Source organism: Streptomyces tanashiensis (assembly GCF_014648895.1).
In the GTDB taxonomy this organism is placed as follows: Bacteria; Actinomycetota; Actinomycetes; order Streptomycetales; family Streptomycetaceae; genus Streptomyces; species Streptomyces tanashiensis.
Genome location: NZ_BMRZ01000011.1, coordinates 147,325 through 162,293, shown reverse-complemented (window position 1 = coordinate 162,293; position 14,969 = coordinate 147,325). Strand labels below are relative to the sequence as shown.

At 71.8% G+C, this 14,969-nt stretch carries 14 protein-coding genes; 3 read left to right on the top strand and 11 right to left on the bottom strand.

Features of this window, described 5'->3' with window-relative positions:
• Positions 1 to 5: 5 nt before the first annotated feature.
• Positions 6 to 725 carry an ABC transporter permease gene (locus IE237_RS27975; RefSeq protein WP_189804891.1) on the top strand — a complete coding sequence of 240 codons (720 nt, stop codon included), beginning with the start codon at positions 6 to 8 and terminating at the stop codon, positions 723 to 725.
• A 1-nt stretch (position 726) separates the two neighbouring features.
• On the opposite strand, the gene IE237_RS27970 is transcribed toward IE237_RS27975, so the two are convergent.
• Both IE237_RS27970 and IE237_RS27965 read right to left on the bottom strand, forming a co-directional pair.
• Complete coding sequence (locus IE237_RS27970; protein WP_189804890.1) at positions 727 to 1,992, bottom strand: CynX/NimT family MFS transporter; 1,266 nt, start codon at positions 1,990 to 1,992, stop codon at positions 727 to 729.
• A complete protein-coding gene (locus IE237_RS27965; RefSeq protein WP_189804889.1) occupies positions 1,989 to 2,672 on the bottom strand; it encodes a FadR/GntR family transcriptional regulator in 684 nt (227 codons plus the stop codon). The genes IE237_RS27970 and IE237_RS27965 overlap by 4 nt, the downstream gene beginning before the upstream one ends.
• A gap of 124 nt (positions 2,673 to 2,796) precedes the next feature.
• Between IE237_RS27965 and lpdA the strand changes: the two genes are divergently transcribed.
• Together lpdA and IE237_RS27955 are read left to right on the top strand one after the other, a co-directional pair.
• Positions 2,797 to 4,200: a dihydrolipoyl dehydrogenase gene (gene lpdA, locus IE237_RS27960; protein ID WP_189804888.1), complete on the top strand. Its 1,404-nt coding sequence runs from the start codon at positions 2,797 to 2,799 to the stop codon at positions 4,198 to 4,200.
• A gap of 89 nt (positions 4,201 to 4,289) precedes the next feature.
• Positions 4,290 to 4,925 (top strand): rhomboid-like protein, encoded by a 636-nt coding sequence (locus IE237_RS27955; RefSeq protein ID WP_370468293.1) that lies wholly within the window; start codon positions 4,290 to 4,292, stop codon positions 4,923 to 4,925.
• Between the two features lie 130 nt (positions 4,926 to 5,055).
• Here the strand turns inward: IE237_RS27955 and IE237_RS27950 are convergent, their stop codons facing one another.
• The 9 genes from IE237_RS27950 to IE237_RS27910 all read right to left on the bottom strand — a co-directional run bounded on the left by IE237_RS27950 (position 5,056) and on the right by IE237_RS27910 (position 14,771).
• A complete protein-coding gene (locus tag IE237_RS27950) occupies positions 5,056 to 5,862 on the bottom strand; it encodes an HAD family hydrolase (RefSeq protein WP_189804886.1) in 807 nt (268 codons plus the stop codon).
• On the bottom strand, positions 5,859 to 7,148 hold the full coding sequence (gene serS, locus IE237_RS27945; protein ID WP_189804885.1) for a serine--tRNA ligase: 1,290 nt from the start codon (positions 7,146 to 7,148) through the stop codon (positions 5,859 to 5,861). Before serS ends, IE237_RS27950 begins: the two co-directional genes overlap by 4 nt.
• 486 nt (positions 7,149 to 7,634) lie before the next feature.
• Positions 7,635 to 8,570, bottom strand: coding sequence for a prephenate dehydratase (gene pheA / locus IE237_RS27940; RefSeq protein ID WP_189804884.1), 936 nt, complete (start codon positions 8,568 to 8,570; stop codon positions 7,635 to 7,637).
• Positions 8,571 to 8,639: 69 nt separating this feature from the next.
• The gene (efeB, locus tag IE237_RS27935) at positions 8,640 to 9,908 is read right to left on the bottom strand and encodes an iron uptake transporter deferrochelatase/peroxidase subunit (protein WP_189804883.1); all 1,269 of its coding nucleotides are present in this window, start codon (positions 9,906 to 9,908) and stop codon (positions 8,640 to 8,642) included.
• Between the two features lie 5 nt (positions 9,909 to 9,913).
• The gene (locus IE237_RS27930; protein WP_189804882.1) at positions 9,914 to 11,872 is read right to left on the bottom strand and encodes a copper resistance CopC/CopD family protein; all 1,959 of its coding nucleotides are present in this window, start codon (positions 11,870 to 11,872) and stop codon (positions 9,914 to 9,916) included.
• A 24-nt stretch (positions 11,873 to 11,896) separates the two neighbouring features.
• On the bottom strand, positions 11,897 to 12,349 hold the full coding sequence (locus IE237_RS27925; RefSeq protein ID WP_189804881.1) for a copper chaperone PCu(A)C: 453 nt from the start codon (positions 12,347 to 12,349) through the stop codon (positions 11,897 to 11,899).
• Positions 12,346 to 13,062 carry an SCO family protein gene (locus IE237_RS27920; protein ID WP_189804880.1) on the bottom strand — a complete coding sequence of 239 codons (717 nt, stop codon included), beginning with the start codon at positions 13,060 to 13,062 and terminating at the stop codon, positions 12,346 to 12,348. The genes IE237_RS27925 and IE237_RS27920 overlap by 4 nt, the downstream gene beginning before the upstream one ends.
• Before the next feature lie 36 nt (positions 13,063 to 13,098).
• Positions 13,099 to 13,863, bottom strand: a complete 765-nt coding sequence (locus tag IE237_RS27915) for a YcnI family copper-binding membrane protein (protein ID WP_189804879.1) — start codon at positions 13,861 to 13,863, stop codon at positions 13,099 to 13,101.
• Positions 13,864 to 13,988: 125 nt separating this feature from the next.
• On the bottom strand, positions 13,989 to 14,771 hold the full coding sequence (locus IE237_RS27910; RefSeq protein ID WP_189804878.1) for a hypothetical protein: 783 nt from the start codon (positions 14,769 to 14,771) through the stop codon (positions 13,989 to 13,991).
• Between the last annotated feature and the right edge of the window lie 198 nt (positions 14,772 to 14,969).

The window sequence follows — 14,969 nt, the reverse complement described above, 5'->3', positions numbered from 1 at the left end:
GACCGATGTACAACCCCACAGTCGCCCGGCTCACCTACCGGGCCCTCCTCGGCCGCCGCAGGGCGCTGATCCTCTTCCTGCTGCCCGGCATGCTGCTGCTCATCGCGGCGGCCGTCCGCGCGTTCAACGGCGCTGACGACCAGGTCGCGGCCGATGTCCTCGGCGGATTCGCGCTGGCCACGATGGTGCCGCTGATCGGCGTGATCGCCGGTACGGGCGCGATCGGACCCGAGATCGACGACGGCTCGATCGTCTATCTGCTGTCCAAGCCGGTGAAGCGGCCCACGATCATCTTCACGAAGCTCATCGTGGCGATCGCGGTGACCATGGTCTTCTCCGCCGTACCGACGCTGATCGCCGGCTTCATCCTCAACGGCAACGGCCAGCAGGTGGCCGTGGCGTACACGGTGGCGGCGCTCGTCGCCTCCATCGCCTACAGCGCCATGTTCCTGCTGCTCGGCACGGTCAGCCGGCACGCCGTGGTGATCGGCCTGGTCTACGCCCTGGTGTGGGAGGCCCTCTTCGGCTCCCTGATCGCGGGCGCCCGGACCCTCAGCGTCCAGCAGTGGGCGCTCGCCCTCGCGCAGAAGGTCACCGGCGACGGCCTGGTCACCTCCGAGGTCGGACTGACCACCGCGGTGACGCTGCTGGTGGCGGTCACGGTCGCGGCGACCTGGTTCGCCGGCCAGAAGCTGCGCAAGCTGACCCTGGCCGGCGAGGAGTAGGTCAGACCGTGCGGTTCCGGGCCGCGAGCAGGCCGGTGGCGAGGGCGGCCGCGCAGACGCCGAGGACCACGCAGATCGGCAGGGTCCAGGAGCCGGTGGCCTGGTGGAGGGCACCGGCCGCCAGCGGCCCGGCGGCGGCCATCAGATAGCCGACCGTCTGGGCCATCCCGGACAGCCGGGACGCGGTCACCGCGTCCCCGGAGCGCAGCACGATCAGGGTCAGGGCGAGGCCGACGGCACCGCCCTGACCGACGCCGAGGACCGCCGACCAGAGCCAGGCACCCTCCACGGGCGCCACCATCAGTCCGGCGTAACCGGCCGCGACGAGTGTCGTGACCAGCACGATCAGCGGACGCTGGCTGCGCATCCGGCCGGCGAGCAGGGGTACGGCGAAGGCGCCGGCGACCTGGATCAGGTTGTTGAAGGCGAAGATCACACCGGCGGTGGAGCGGCTCATCCCGTGATCGGTGAAGATCGTCGGCATCCAGGCGATCAGCACGTACGACCACAGGGACTGCAGGCCCATGAAGAGGGTGACCTGCCAGGCCAGCGCCGAGCGCCAGACGCTCACCGGGCGGGCGCCGCCGGCCGGCACGGCCCGTACCTCGTGTCCCGTCCGGCCGCGGGCGATCAGGACCTGCGGGAGCCAGGCGAGGGCCGCGACCGCGGCGAGCAGCGACCAGAAGCCCAGCGAGGCCTCCCAGCCGCCGCCCAGGGCCTTCTCCAGCGGGACCGCAGCCGCCGCGGCGACCGTCGCGCCGGCGATCATCGCGCCCGTGTAGACCGAGGTCATCGACGCGGCCCGGTCCGGGAAGTCACGCTTGATCAGGCCCGGCATCAGGACGTTGAGCAGGGCGATCGCCGTGCCGACGAGGATCCCGCCGCCGTACAGCGCGTACACGGACGGCAGTACGCGCGCGAGGATGCCGACGCCGAGCAGCAGGAGCGCCGCGAACAGCACCCGCTCGGCGCCGAACCGGCGGCCCAGCCACGGCGCCACCAGCGCGCCCAGGCCGAGGAACAGCACCGGCACCGAGGTCACGAGCGAGCTCGCGGTCGCCGAGAGCCCGAAGGCGGCGGATATCTCGCCGACCAGCGGCGCCACGCTCGCCAGCGCGACCCGCATGTTGAGCGAGGCCAGCACGATCCCGGCCAGGAGCACCGCCGGGTGCGCGAGCAGGGCGCGGCGGGCCGCCGCCCCTGAGGCCGACGGCCGGACCCCGGCCTCGGCGTCGACGAGCACGCGGGCCTCTTCGTCGGTCCTCACCGGTTCTGCTCCGTCAGCGCCGCGACCGTCTCCATCGGCACCCGCAGCAGCTCGCGGGCCTGCCGCTCCGCCGCCTCCGGGTCGCCGGCCTCGACGGCCGCCACCAGGGCCTCGTGGGCGTCGATGTCGACCGGGGGCATCTCCCGGTCGCCGAGGGCCTCCACGAGGACCTCGTGCACCTGCGCGGAGAAGAAGCGGTACACCTCGACGAAGGCCGCGTTGTGGGTGGCGCCGACGACCGCGAGGTGGAAGGCGAGGTCCGCGTCGGCGTTCCGGTCGCCCTCCTCCCGCAGGCCGGTGAGGGCGGCCCGCAGCCGGAGCAGGTCGTGGGTGTCGCGCCGGGCGGCCGCGAGCCGGGCGGCCTCGGCCTCCAGCGCGACCCGCAGTTCGAGGACGTCGGCCGCGCCCGCGTGCCGGACGCCGCGGAGCACGGCGGCCGGATCGGCGGTCGACCTGACGAAGGTGCCGTTGCCCTGGCGGGACTCCAGGAGGCCGGCGTGGACGAGGACCCGGACCGCCTCGCGGACGGTGTTGCGGCCCACGCCGAGCTGCTGCGCGAGCTCGTGCTCGGTCGGGATGCGGTCGCCGACCGCCCACTCCCCTTCGGCGAGCTGCGTGCGCAGCTGTTCCACCACGGAGTCCACCAGCGAGGTCCGCCCCGCCGCCTTGAGTGCCGCCATGCCGCTCCGTACCCCTTCATTCACCCGGTTGCCCAGTCATCCTACAACTGACCGCGCGGGGGACGGCGGACTACTGTGGGGCCGTACGCGGACCGAACACCCTCACCACCCTCGGGAGTCAGTCATGTCAGACCGCTTCGACGTCGTCGTACTCGGAGCTGGCCCCGGCGGCTACGTCGCCGCCATCCGCGCCGCCCAGCTGGGCAAGCGGGTCGCGGTCGTCGAGGAGAAGTACTGGGGCGGTGTCTGCCTGAACGTCGGCTGCATCCCCACCAAGGCGCTGCTGCGCAACGCCGAACTCGCCCACATCTTCAACCACGAGGCGAAGACCTTCGGCATCAAGGTCGACGGCACGGTCTCCTTCGACTACGGCGAGGCGTTCCGCCGCAGCCGCTCGGTCGCGGACGGCCGCGTCAAGGGCGTCCACTTCCTGATGAAGAAGAACGGGATCACCGAGTTCAACGGCCGGGGCACCTTCCTCGACGCGAACACCCTCCAGGTGGCCAAGGCCGACGGCACCGCGGAGACGATCACCTTCGACAACTGCATCATCGCCACCGGCGCCAGCCCGCGTCTTCTCCCGGGCACGGCCCTCAGCGACCGCGTCGTCTCGTACGAGCAGCAGATCCTCGCCGAGGACGCCCCGAAGTCGATCGTCATCGCCGGCGCCGGCGCCATCGGCATCGAGTTCGCGTACGTGCTGAACAACTACGGCACCAAGGTCACGATCGTCGAGTTCCTCGACCGCGTCGCCCCGCTGGAGGACGAGGAGGTCTCCAAGGAGCTGGCGAAGCAGTACCGCAAGCTCGGCATCGACGTCCTGACCTCCACCCGCGTCGAGGCCATCGACGAGTCCGGCCCGCAGGTCCGCGTCACCGTCACGGGCAAGGACGGCGTCCAGAAGGTCCTGGAGGCCGACAAGGTCCTCCAGGCCATCGGCTTCGCCCCGAACGTCTCCGGCTACGGCCTGGAGAACACCGGCGTCGCCCTCACCGAGCGCGGCGCGATCGACGTCGACGGCCGCTGCCGCACCTCCGTGCCGCACATCTACGCCATCGGTGACGTCACCGCGAAGCTGATGCTCGCGCACACCGCCGAGGCCATGGGCGTCATTGCGGCCGAGACCATCGGGGACGCCGAGACGATGGAGCTCGACTACCCGATGATCCCGCGCGCGACCTACTGCCAGCCGCAGATCGCCAGCTTCGGCTGGACCGAGGCGCAGGCCCGCGAGAAGGGCTACGACGTCAAGGTCGCCAAGTTCCCGTTCGTGGCGAACGGCAAGGCGCACGGCCTCGGCGACGCCACCGGCTTCGTCAAGATCGTCGCCGACGCCAAGTACGGCGAGATCATCGGCGCCCACCTGATCGGCCCCGACGTCACCGAGCTGCTGCCCGAGCTGACGCTGGCCCAGCAGTGGGACCTCACGGTCCACGAGGTCGCCCGGAACGTGCACGCGCACCCGACGCTGGGCGAGGCCGTGAAGGAAGCGATCCACGGTATTGCCGGACACATGATCAATTTCTGAGGTTTCTCCCAGGTTCGGGTGATAGGCACTGAAAGGTGCCGAGCAAAACCTCCCCGGGTGGCGAACCGTCCCGGCCGATCAGGTCGTGGGTGTGTTCGTCACCCGGTACGCATGTGTGGCTGGCGGTCATCGCGATCACCAGCCTCGTCATCGCGCTCTCCCCCCATGGCCTGGAGACCTATCTCCTGCACCGCAACAGCAGCAATCTCCACCAGCTGGCCCACCATCCGGTGCGGGCCCTGCTGGGCAGTGCGTTCTGGATCGAGAACCCGGCCGACCTCCTCCTGTACGCGGTGCTGTTCGAGGTCTTCCACGCCCCCGTGGAACGCTGGCTGGGCACCCCGAAATGGCTGTTCACCGTCGCCACCGCGCACATCGCGGCCACGCTCATCAGCCAGCAGGTGGTCCTGGCGGCCATCCAGCTCCACGACGTGCCGCGGAGCATGGCGCACGTCGTCGACATCGGGGTCAGCTACGGCCTCGCCGCCTCGGCCGGGATCCTGACCTACCGGCTGCCGTACCCCTGGCGCTGGCCCTATCTCGTCGCGGTGCTCGCGTTCTTCCTCGTCCCGCTCGCCACCGACCGCACCTACACCGACCTCGGTCACGCCATCTCGCTGGCGATCGGCCTGGCCTGCTATCCGCTGACCCGGGGGGTGACGGCCGGCGGAGATCCACCCCGCGGAAAACCGGTCGCCGTCGAACGTCCGCCCGGCGCACACTAGTTGTACGGGGGACACGGGGGATCCCCCGGGTGCGGCCGCTTCGAGCGCGCGGACCCCGGTCCGCGCGGGCCGTGAACCCGCGAAGGCCCGCTCCCTCCGGGGAGCGGGCCTTCGTACGGTTCTCGGGAGGTCAGGCCGCCAGCAGGCGCTCCAGGACGACCGCGATGCCGTCCTCCTCGTTCGAGGCGGTCACCTCGTCCGCCACCGCCCGCAGCTCCTCGTGCGCGTTGCCCATGGCCACGCCGTGCGCCGCCCAGCCGAACATCGGGATGTCGTTCGGCATGTCACCGAAGGCGATCGTGTCCGCGGCCTTCACGCCGAGCCGGCGCGCCGCCAGCGACAGGCCGGTCGCCTTGCTCAGGCCGAGCGGGAGGATCTCCACGATGCCCGGGCCCGCCATCACGACGTCCACGAGCCCGCCGACCGTCTCGCGCGCGACGCGGGTCAGCTCGTCGTCGCCCAGCGTCGGATGCTGGACGTACAACTTGGTCAGCGGCGCCGACCACAGCTCCGCCGGGTCCTCGAACGGCACGTACGGCAGCGGTCCCTCCTGGGCCCGGTAGCCGGGGCCCATCAGGACCTCGCCCTCCAGACCGTCACGGCTGGCGGCCACCGCCAGCGGGCCCACCTCCGCCTCGATCTTGGAGAGGGCGAGCCCCGCGAGCTGCCGGTCCAGGGTCAGCGAGGTCAGCAGCCGGTGCTCACCGGCGTGGTAGACCTGCGCGCCCTGCCCGCACACCGCGATCCCCTCGTAGCCGAGGTCGTCGAGGATGTGCCGGGTCCAGGGCACCGCCCGGCCGGTGACCACGATGTGCGCGGCGCCCGCCGCCGTCACCGCGGCGAGCGCGTCCCGCGTGCGGCCCGAGACGGACTCGTCGGCCCGCAGCAGCGTGCCGTCGAGGTCCGTCGCGACCAGGCGGTAGGGGAAGGGACTCACTTGGCGATCGGCTCCAGGACCTCACGGCCGCCGAGGTACGGCCGGAGCACCTCGGGCACCCGCACCGAACCGTCGGCCAGCTGGTGGTTCTCCAGGATCGCCACGATCGTGCGCGGCACGGCGCACAGCGTGCCGTTGAGGGTGGCCAGCGGCTGCACGGTCTTCTTGCCGCCCTGCTCGTCGCGCATGCGGACGGAGAGCCGGCGGGCCTGGAAGCTGTCGCAGTTCGAGGCGGAGGTCAGCTCGCGGTACTTGCCCTGCGTCGGGATCCACGCCTCGCAGTCGAACTTGCGGGAGGCGGAGGAGCCGAGGTCACCGGTGGCGACGTCGATGACCTGGAACGGCAGCTCCAGGGAGGTCAGCCACTGCTTCTCCCACTCCAGGAGCCGCTTGTGCTCGTTCTCCGCGTCCTCGGGCGCGACGTACGAGAACATCTCGACCTTGTCGAACTGGTGGACGCGGAAGATGCCCCGGGTGTCCTTGCCGTACGTGCCGGCCTCGCGGCGGAAGCAGGGCGAGAAGCCCGCGTACCGCAGCGGCAGCTTGTCGGCCTCGATGATCTCGTCCATGTGGTACGCCGCGAGGGGCACCTCGGACGTGCCGACGAGGTAGTAGTCGTCCTTCTCCAGGTGGTACACGTTTTCCGCGGCCTGGCCGAGGAAGCCGGTGCCCTCCATGGCGCGCGGACGGACCAGCGCCGGGGTCAGCATGGGGATGAAGCCGGCCTCGGTGGCCTGGGCGATCGCCGCGTTGACCAGGGCGAGCTCCAGGAGCGCGCCGACACCGGTCAGGTAGTAGAAGCGCGAGCCGGAGACCTTGGCGCCGCGCTCGACGTCGATGGCGCCGAGCGCCTCGCCGAGCTCCAGGTGGTCCTTGGGCTCGAAGCCCTCGGCCGCGAAGTCGCGGATGGTGCCGTGCGTCTCGAGGACGACGAAGTCCTCCTCGCCGCCGACCGGGACGTCGGTGTGGACGATGTTCCCGAGCTGGAGCAGAAGCTGCCTGGCCGTCTCGTCGGCCTCGTTCTGCTCGGCCTCGGCGGCCTTGACGTCGGTCTTGAGCTGCTCGGCCTTCTGCAGGAGCTCGGCGCGCTCCTCGGGGGTGGCCCTGGGGATCAGCTTGCCGAGCGCCTTCTGCTCGGATCGGAGCTCGTCGAAGCGGACGCCGGACGACCTGCGCCGCTCATCGGCGGAGAGCAGGGCGTCGACGAGCGCGACGTCCTCTCCACGGGCGCGCTGGGAGGCGCGAACACGGTCGGGGTCCTCACGGAGCAGGCGAAGGTCAATCACCCCACCAGGCTACCGGTGCGTGTTCCCCCGCCCCCACCGGATAAGCGTGCGCGTGTTGTTTTGCCCGAATTGAGGTGTGCGGAAATGACGTTGGTCAGGTCGCCGCATTCACTTATCCACAGGCTGTGCGGAAGATCTGTGGACTACGGGGAAGATCACGTGGATTTCCCTCGCCGCACCTGGGAATTCCGTGATCAAACAGCATTGACACACTCATTTGGGTGGGAATTGCTCGCTCCAACGAGTGGGTCTCCAGAGGGGCGCTGACGAGGGCGTCAGCGGGGCGCTGTGGACGGCGCACGGAGTGGCGGGGGGTGAGTGGGCCGATTTGTCGACCTTGTCTCGGCGCGGTGTCGACTTGTCCCCAGGTCTCGCGCGACCCTGTGGATAACCTCTGTGGGTAACTGAAAAGTATGCAGGTAGGACTAGTGATTCGAGCCTGTGGACGAACGCTCCCGCCGCCGGGAGCGTTCGGTCACCATCGGATCAGGCCCGACCGTCCTGGGCCCTCGCCAGCCAGTCGGAGGCCGCCATGAACTCCCCGTCCGAAGTCCCGCGCCGCAGCGCCGCCACGTCCTCGACCGCGACCCCCGCCCGGGGGTACGAGCCGAGGAACCGCACCTTGGGGCAGATCCGCTTGAGGCCCATCAGCGCCTCGCCCACCCGCCGGTCCGAGATATGGCCCTCGGCGTCCACGGCGAAGCAGTAGTTCCCGATCCCCGCTCCCGTGGGCCGGGACTGGATCAGCATCAGGTTCACCCCGCGCACCGCGAATTCCTGGAGCAGTTCGAGGAGGGCACCCGGATGATCGTCACCCAGCCACAGCACCACCGAGGTCTTGTCCGCGCCCGTCGGAGCCGCCGGCCGGGCCGGCCGGCCCACGAGCACGAACCGCGTCTCGGCGTTCTCCGCGTCGTGGATCTCCGTGACCAGCGCCTCCAGGCCGTACGTCGCCGCCGCGAACTCCCCCGCGAAGGCGGCGTCGAAGCGGCCCTCCTGCACCAGGCGGGCCCCGTCGGCATTGGAGGCCGCCGACTCCCAGACCGCCTCGGGCAGGTGCGCCCGCAGCCAGTTCCGGACCTGCGGCTGCGCCACCGGGTGGCCCGTGACCGTCTTGATCTCCGAGAGCTTGGTCCCGGGCCGCACGAGCAGCGCGAAGGCGATCGGGAGGAGCACCTCGCGGTAGATCATCAGCGGCTCGCCGGAGGCGAGCTCGTCCAGGGTCGCGGTCACCCCGCCCTCGACCGAGTTCTCGATCGGGACGAGCGCGGCGGCGGCCTCCCCGTTCCGTACGGCGTCGAGGGCGGCCGGGACCGAGACCATGGGGACGAGTTCCCGCGTCGCGGCCTCGGGCAGCGTGCGGAGCGCCGCCTCAGTGAAGGTGCCTTCGGGGCCGAGATAGGTGTACCGGGTGGCGGACATACCGTCACCCTAATGGTCGCCGCCGTCGCGAGCCCCCGTCCGCGCGGGGGCTCCCTCCGGTCGCGGCGGTCAGGCCTCCAGGAGGCGCTGGCCCACGTACTCGCCCTCGGCCGGTCCGCCCGGGACCGCGAAGAGCCCGCTCGCCTCGTGGCGGATGAACGCGGACAGCGCGTCACCCCGGTCGAGCTTGCGCTGCACCGGTACGAAGCCCCTGAGCGGGTCCGCCTGCCAGCAGACGAAGAGGAGGCCCGCGTCCGGCGTCCCGTCCGGACCGATCCCGTCGTGGAAGGAGAACGGCCGGCGCAGCATCGCCGCCCCGCCGTTCTGTTCGGGGGCGGAGATCCGGGAGTGGGCGTTGTCCGGGATCACCAGCTTGCCGTCGGGACCGAGCTTGTCCAGGTCGAGCTCGGTGGTCTCGGTGCCGCCGGTGAGCGGCGCCCCGTCGGACTTCCGGCGCCCGATGACCTGCTCCTGCCGGTCCAGCGGCAGCTTCTCCCAGTCGTCGAGCAGCATCCGGATCCGGCGCACCACCGCGTACGAGCCGCCGGCCATCCACTCCGGCGCGCCGCCGCCCCCGGCCGGGACGAAGATCCGCCGGTCGAAGTCCGGGTCGGTGGGCTTCGGGTTGCCCGTGCCGTCGACCTGGCCCATCAGGTTGCGGGCGGTCATCGGCTTCGCGGTGGCACCGGCCGAGCGGTTGAAGCCGTTCATCTGCCAGCGCACCCGTGCCGCGTCCCCCGCGTCCTTCTGGACGGCGCGCAGGGCGTGGAAGGCGACGAGCGCGTCGTCGGCGCCGATCTGCACCCACAGGTCGCCCTCCGAGCGCCGGGGGTCCAGGGCGTCGGAGGAGAACGCGGGCAGCGGGTCCAGCCCCGCGGGCCGGCGCGAGGTGAGCCCGGTGCGGTCGAAGAAGGTACGGCCGAAGCCGAAGGTGACCGTGAGGGAGGACGGGCCCGCGTCGAGGGCGACACCCGTGTCCTCCGCCGGGGCCTTGCCCGACATCAGCGCCTTCGCCGTGACCGACCAGCGGCGCAGCAGCGCGGCGGCCTCCTTGCGGCCGGCGCCCGGGGCGAGATCGAAGGCGACGAGATGCCCGCGGGACTGCAGAGGGGTGGTGATGCCCGCCTGGTGTTTCCCGTGAAACATCACCGAGGTCGCGCCGACGGTGGTCAGGGCCGGGGCGCCGCCGGCTCCGGCACCGGCGGTGTCCTCGCCGGAGAGGGCCGCGGAGATCCCGGCGCCGCCGGCCGCGCCGACGACGAGGCTGGCCGCGCCCGCCGCGCCGACGGTGCCGAGCAGGCGCCGCCGGGAGAGCTCAAGGTTGTCGCTGTCGGTCACGAGGCTCAGCCGATCTTCACGTTCTTGTCGATGGTGGTCTGGTCGATCTCGGAGGTACGGACGGTCACCTGGATCTTCCAGTCGCCCGGCATGGGGATCTGGACGCCGCTCGCGCTCCAGTGTCCGGTCTGGATCCGGTCGGGTGCGACGGGCAGCGGGCCCACGTCCTTCGCCTCCAGGGTGAGGGCGACCTTGATCTCGGGGACGTCCAGGGGCTTGCCGTTGGGGCGCTCGACGAAGATGTGGAGCGCGTTGGCGCCGGTGCGGCCGGGGTCGAGGCTGAGACGGACGACGCCCTTGCCGTCGACGCCGCCGGTGTCGAAGGGCAGCCGGATGTCGACGGGCCGGTCGGGCACGGCTGCCGGGCCGGAGGCGGAGGTGGCCCGTCCGGCCTCCTCCTCGGTGCGGCCGGGTTCCGTCGAGGTGAGGACGGTGGTCACGGCGAGGAGGACGACGGCGACGGCGGCCTCGGTCAGCACCGAGCGGCGCAGACCGCCCCGCTCGGGGTCGGCGTCCCGCTCCCGCTTGCGCCGGGCGGTGGCGACGGCGGCCCGCTGCCGGGCGAGCTGCGCGGCCCGCTGGGGGTCGATCGCCTCGGCGGGCTCGGCGGGCTCGGCGGGCTCGGCGGCTTCGGCCTCGGAGACCTCGGGCTCCCCGCCCGCGGACTCGTCCGTCTCTTCCGGGACCTCGTCCGTCTCGTCCGCGTCCGCTTCCCGTGTCGCCGGGTCCGCCAGGCGCTGGGTCCAGCGGCGGGAGACCCAGGCGATGCCGATGAGGACCGCCATGAGGCCGATCTTGACCAGGAGCAGCTGTCCGTACCGGGTCCCGGTCAGCGCGGACCAGGAGCCGACCTGGCGCCAGGACTGGTAGAGCCCGGTGGCGGCCAGGACGGCCACGGAGCCGAAGGCCACCTTGGAGAAGCGCTCGACCGCGGAGCGCTCGACGGACGGCGCCCGGTAGAGGGCGACGAGCAGCACGGTGAGGCCGCCGAGCCAGGCGGCGACGGCGAGGAGGTGCAGGATGTCGACCGGCATGGCGACACCGGGCTGGAGACCGGTCGAGGCGTGCTCGGCGAGGGCCCAGGTCCCGGCGATGCCGGCGGCGACGACGGTGCCGCCCAGGCCGAGCCCGAAGGCGAGGTCCTTCTTCTCCTTCGGGTCGGTGCGCCGGGCGTAGGCGCCGAAGAGGACGGCCACGAAGAGCGCGGCGGCGCCGAGCAGCAGCAGCCGGGAGGTGAGGGCGGCGCCGGTCTTCGTCTCCAGGACGGTCTTCAGGCCCGCCAGGTCGAAGGCGTCGGAGAGCTCGCCTGAGCCGGTGTACGGGTTGCGCAGGAGCAGCATCGCCAGGGTGGCGACGGTGAGGGTCAGCCAGCCCCGGACCACGGTCTGCTGGACGGGGCGGACGCTCGCGCCGCGCGGCCAGCAGGCCAGGACGAAGGCGCCGCCGCCGACGAGGACGGCGAATCCGGCGTACGAGAGGTAGCGGGCGATGCCGTAGAAGGTGCCGACGAGGCCGCCGCCGGGCGCCTGGTCCGGCAGGGCGACGGAGGTGCTGGAGGGGGCGCCGATGGAGAAGGTGAAGGCACCGGCGATGGGGTGGCTGTCGGCCGAGACGGTCTGCCAGGCCACGGTGTACGTGCCGTCGGGCAGTCCGGCTCGCAGCTCCACGCCGTACCGGACGACGGAGCCGCTGCACAGGTCGCGCATCTCGCCGGTGTCGGCCCGCCGGCCCGCCGGGTCGAGGACCCGGATGGAGTCGGGGCTCATGGCGACCTGTTCGGAGAAGGTCAGGTTGACCTCCTTGGGGGCGGTGGCGACCACCGCCCCGTCCTTCGGGTCGCTGCCGGTGAGCGCCGCGTGCGCGGAGGCGGGGGCGGCGCCGGCGAGCAGCGTGCCGAGCAGCGCGGCCGCGAGGATCAGCAGCCGTGCCAGGGCGTTGCCGAGGCGCGGGGCGGTGGTTGTCATCTCTGTGTCACTCCGTCAACGAGCTCAGTGCTGCTGCGGGTTGTGGTTGGGTGCTTCGACGGGAACGTCGATCTTGATCGGGTCGGACTTCTCGAAGTGCAGCTCGATGCTGACCTTCTCGCCCTGCTTCGGCTTCGACTTCAGTTCCATGAACATGATGTGGTTGCCGCCGCGTTCGAGCTTCAGCTCCCCGTTCGCGGGGATGTCGAAGGACGTCACCTCCCGCATCTTCTGGTCCTTCGTCTCGTGGATCGTGACGTCGTCCGAGAGGGGGCTGGTGACGGAGGTCAGCTTGTCCGCGGTGCCGCTGTCGTTCTTGATGGTGAGGAAGCCACCGGCCATGTCCATCACCGGCTGCGGCATGAACGCGCCGCTGACCTCGAGCTTCGGCTTGTCGCTCTCCGAGGAGCACCCGGTCAGCGCGAGTGCGGCGGCGAGGGCCACGGCGGCGGACAGGGCGGTGGTGCGGCGGTTCACGGGTTCTCCCCCTTGATGATCTTCGGCAGGTCCTTGGCGTAGTCGTCGACGCTCGCGTCCTCGCCGTACAGGACGTAGCCCTGGTCGGTGGTGGGCGAGAAGGCGATCACCTGGGCGCCGTGCATCGAGATGACCTTGTCGCCCTCCTTCTTCGGCGGGTCGATGCCGATGCCGATCTGGCGGGCCCCCGCCTGGATGGCGGAGAAGTCGCCGGTGAGGCCGGTGAAGGACGGGTCGCCGGCGGCGGGGAGCCACTTGGCGAGCTCGGCGGAGGTGTCCCGCTCGGGGTCCGTGGTGACGAAGACGACCTGGAGCTTGTCCTGGTCGGCCTTGGGGAGCTGCTTCTTGGCGATGGCGATGTTGCTCATCGTCAGGGGGCAGACGTCGGGGCAGTGCGTGTAGCCGAAGTAGATGAGGGTCGGCTTGCCCTTGGTGCGTTCCCGCAGGTCGTACTTCTGGCCCTTGGTGTCGGTGAGGACGAGCGCGGGCTTGGTGAACGGCCGGTCGAGGACGGTGGCCGCCTTGGTGGAGTCGGTGCCGCCGGAGACCTCGGCGACCGCCGAGCCGGAGCCCGACGGCTTGTCGTCGTTGCCGCCGAGGCCGACCGCGGCGGTGATGCCGAGGGCGGCCACGATCGCGACGGCCGCGATGATCAGCGGCGTGCGTCGCCCGGGACGGGCCGTGGCCGTCCCGGGCGTCTTCTCTTCAGACATGGTGCTTCTTCCGGATGTCGGGTGAGGGTGCGGCCGTCAGGCCGAGCGGCGGCGGCCGGCGAGGACGCCGAAGGCGACACCGGCGACACCGACGAGGATGCCGACGACACCGAGGACACGGGCCGTGGTGTCGGTGGCGGAGGACGCGGAAGCGGTCTCCTCGTGACCGGCCGCCTTGTCGTCGTGACCGGCCTTCTCGTCCGTCCCGGCGGAGGCGGACGGGGCGGCGCCGCCGCCGTGGTGGTCGGCGGAGGCGGCGGAGAGCTTCAGGACGGGGGCCGGGTTCTGCGGCTCCTCCGCGCCCTCCTTCTGCTCCTCGATCCAGCGCACGACCTCCTTGTTGTCGTACGTCTGGATCGCCTTCAGGACCAGCTCGTCGGTGTCCTCCGGCAGCTGGCCGAGGGAGAGCGGGAACTGCTGGAACTGGCCGGGGCCGATCTTCGAGCCGTCGGCCGTCCAGGTGACCTTGGAGACGGCCTCGTTGATCTTCTTGCCGTGCAGCTCCAGCGGCTTGCTGAGCTTGCTCTTGGTCACCTCGGCCTTCCAGCCGGGGATGGGCTGCGGCATGACGGAGGCCAGCGGGTGGTCGAGCGGGAAGTTGACCTCCAGCTTCACGGTGGAGGCGTTGTCGCGCTCGTTCGGGACCTTGATGTTGACGGTCGCGTAGCCGCCCTTGGCCGCCTCGCCCTGCGGCTGCACGCTGACGTGCGCGAAGGCGGTGCCGGACAGCAGCATCACGGAGGAGAGGGCGATGCCGCCGGCGAGGGCGACGCGGGTGGCGGAGACACGGGAAACGCTCATGGCAGAAGACACTCCAGCTCGAAAAGGATCACAGGACGTGGGAGTCCGGCGCGCCGGGGACAGGAGTCCCGCGCGGGCGTGCGGACGGGCGCGGCCCACTCCCGTCGAGCGGTGAGCGGTCCGCGTCAGGCTGCGAGGACGCAGTCGGCGGCCGGAGGGCCGCGCCTGATCACCGTGTGCTGAAGGGCCTCGGCCACCGGCGGCGGCGAGGAGTCGGAGGGGGCCCGCAGGGTCCGCCGCGGGCCCGTGCGCGGCGCCGCGGGCAGTCCGGCGAGCAGGGCCCGTACGAGGCGGAGCGCGGCCCGCAGGGAGCGCACGAGGGCGCACTCGGCGAGTTCCGTCGCGCCCTGCTCGGAGAGGTCCACGAGCCGGCCGAGGGCGTGGTCGCCGCGGCGCAGCAGCCAGCCCGTGGCCAGCGCGGCCAGGAGGTGACCGAGGAGCATGGGAAGGCCGGGCAGCACCTCGCCGGAGGGTGTGGCCGCCAGGGCGGTCGTGTGCCCCATGTGGGAGTGCGCTGAGGCCGGGTCGACTCCGGCGTCGGTGAGGATCCGGGCGGCGTCGGCGGGTTCGAGGGCCGCCGTCCCCGCTCCGCAGACCAGTCGGGCGGCCATCCGCACGAGGGCGTCGTCGGCCTGGCCGCTCAGGGTGAGCTGCCGCTGTCCGATCCCGAAGAGGACGTGCAGGCCGAGCTGCCCGCCCGCGAGGGCGCCGACGACGAAGCCGAGGGAGCGCTCACGGCCGGTGAAGAGGACGGTGACCCCGAAGACGCCGAGGAAACCGGCGACGACGGTCCACAGGGCGATGCCCGCGCAGGCGGCGAGGGCGTGTCCCAACGCGGACAGCACGACGCAGACCGCGGTGAACACCGCGGCCCTCAGCAGCCGTGGAGCGAGCGCGGGGGCAGACATGGCGGGCCCATCATCGCACCACGCGCCCCACCGCCATGAGGCAGGTCCGGAAGGTCGTTCTTGAGCGTCTTCGCGGTGACATACACCGGCGCGCGGCCCCGTGCATCCGCCGAACGAGCGCTCTTGACGCCCGAAGGCGCTTACGGAGCGTCCGCGACGGCAATAGGTATCGGTATGTCGAGCCGCTGCCGGGAGGCT

Excerpts from the sequence above, each read along its gene's own strand:
- IE237_RS27975 (WP_189804891.1), top strand. The coding sequence starts at position 6 with ATGTACAACCCCACAGTCGCCCGGCTCACCTACCGGGCCCTCCTCGGC.
- IE237_RS27965 (WP_189804889.1), bottom strand. The coding sequence starts at position 2,672 with ATGGCGGCACTCAAGGCGGCGGGGCGGACCTCGCTGGTGGACTCCGTG.
- lpdA (WP_189804888.1), top strand. The coding sequence starts at position 2,797 with ATGTCAGACCGCTTCGACGTCGTCGTACTCGGAGCTGGCCCCGGCGGC.
- pheA (WP_189804884.1), bottom strand. The coding sequence starts at position 8,570 with ATGTCCGCCACCCGGTACACCTATCTCGGCCCCGAAGGCACCTTCACT.
- IE237_RS27930 (WP_189804882.1), bottom strand. The coding sequence starts at position 11,872 with ATGACAACCACCGCCCCGCGCCTCGGCAACGCCCTGGCACGGCTGCTG.
- IE237_RS27920 (WP_189804880.1), bottom strand. The coding sequence starts at position 13,062 with ATGTCTGAAGAGAAGACGCCCGGGACGGCCACGGCCCGTCCCGGGCGA.
- IE237_RS27915 (WP_189804879.1), bottom strand. The coding sequence starts at position 13,863 with ATGAGCGTTTCCCGTGTCTCCGCCACCCGCGTCGCCCTCGCCGGCGGC.
- IE237_RS27910 (WP_189804878.1), bottom strand. The coding sequence starts at position 14,771 with ATGTCTGCCCCCGCGCTCGCTCCACGGCTGCTGAGGGCCGCGGTGTTC.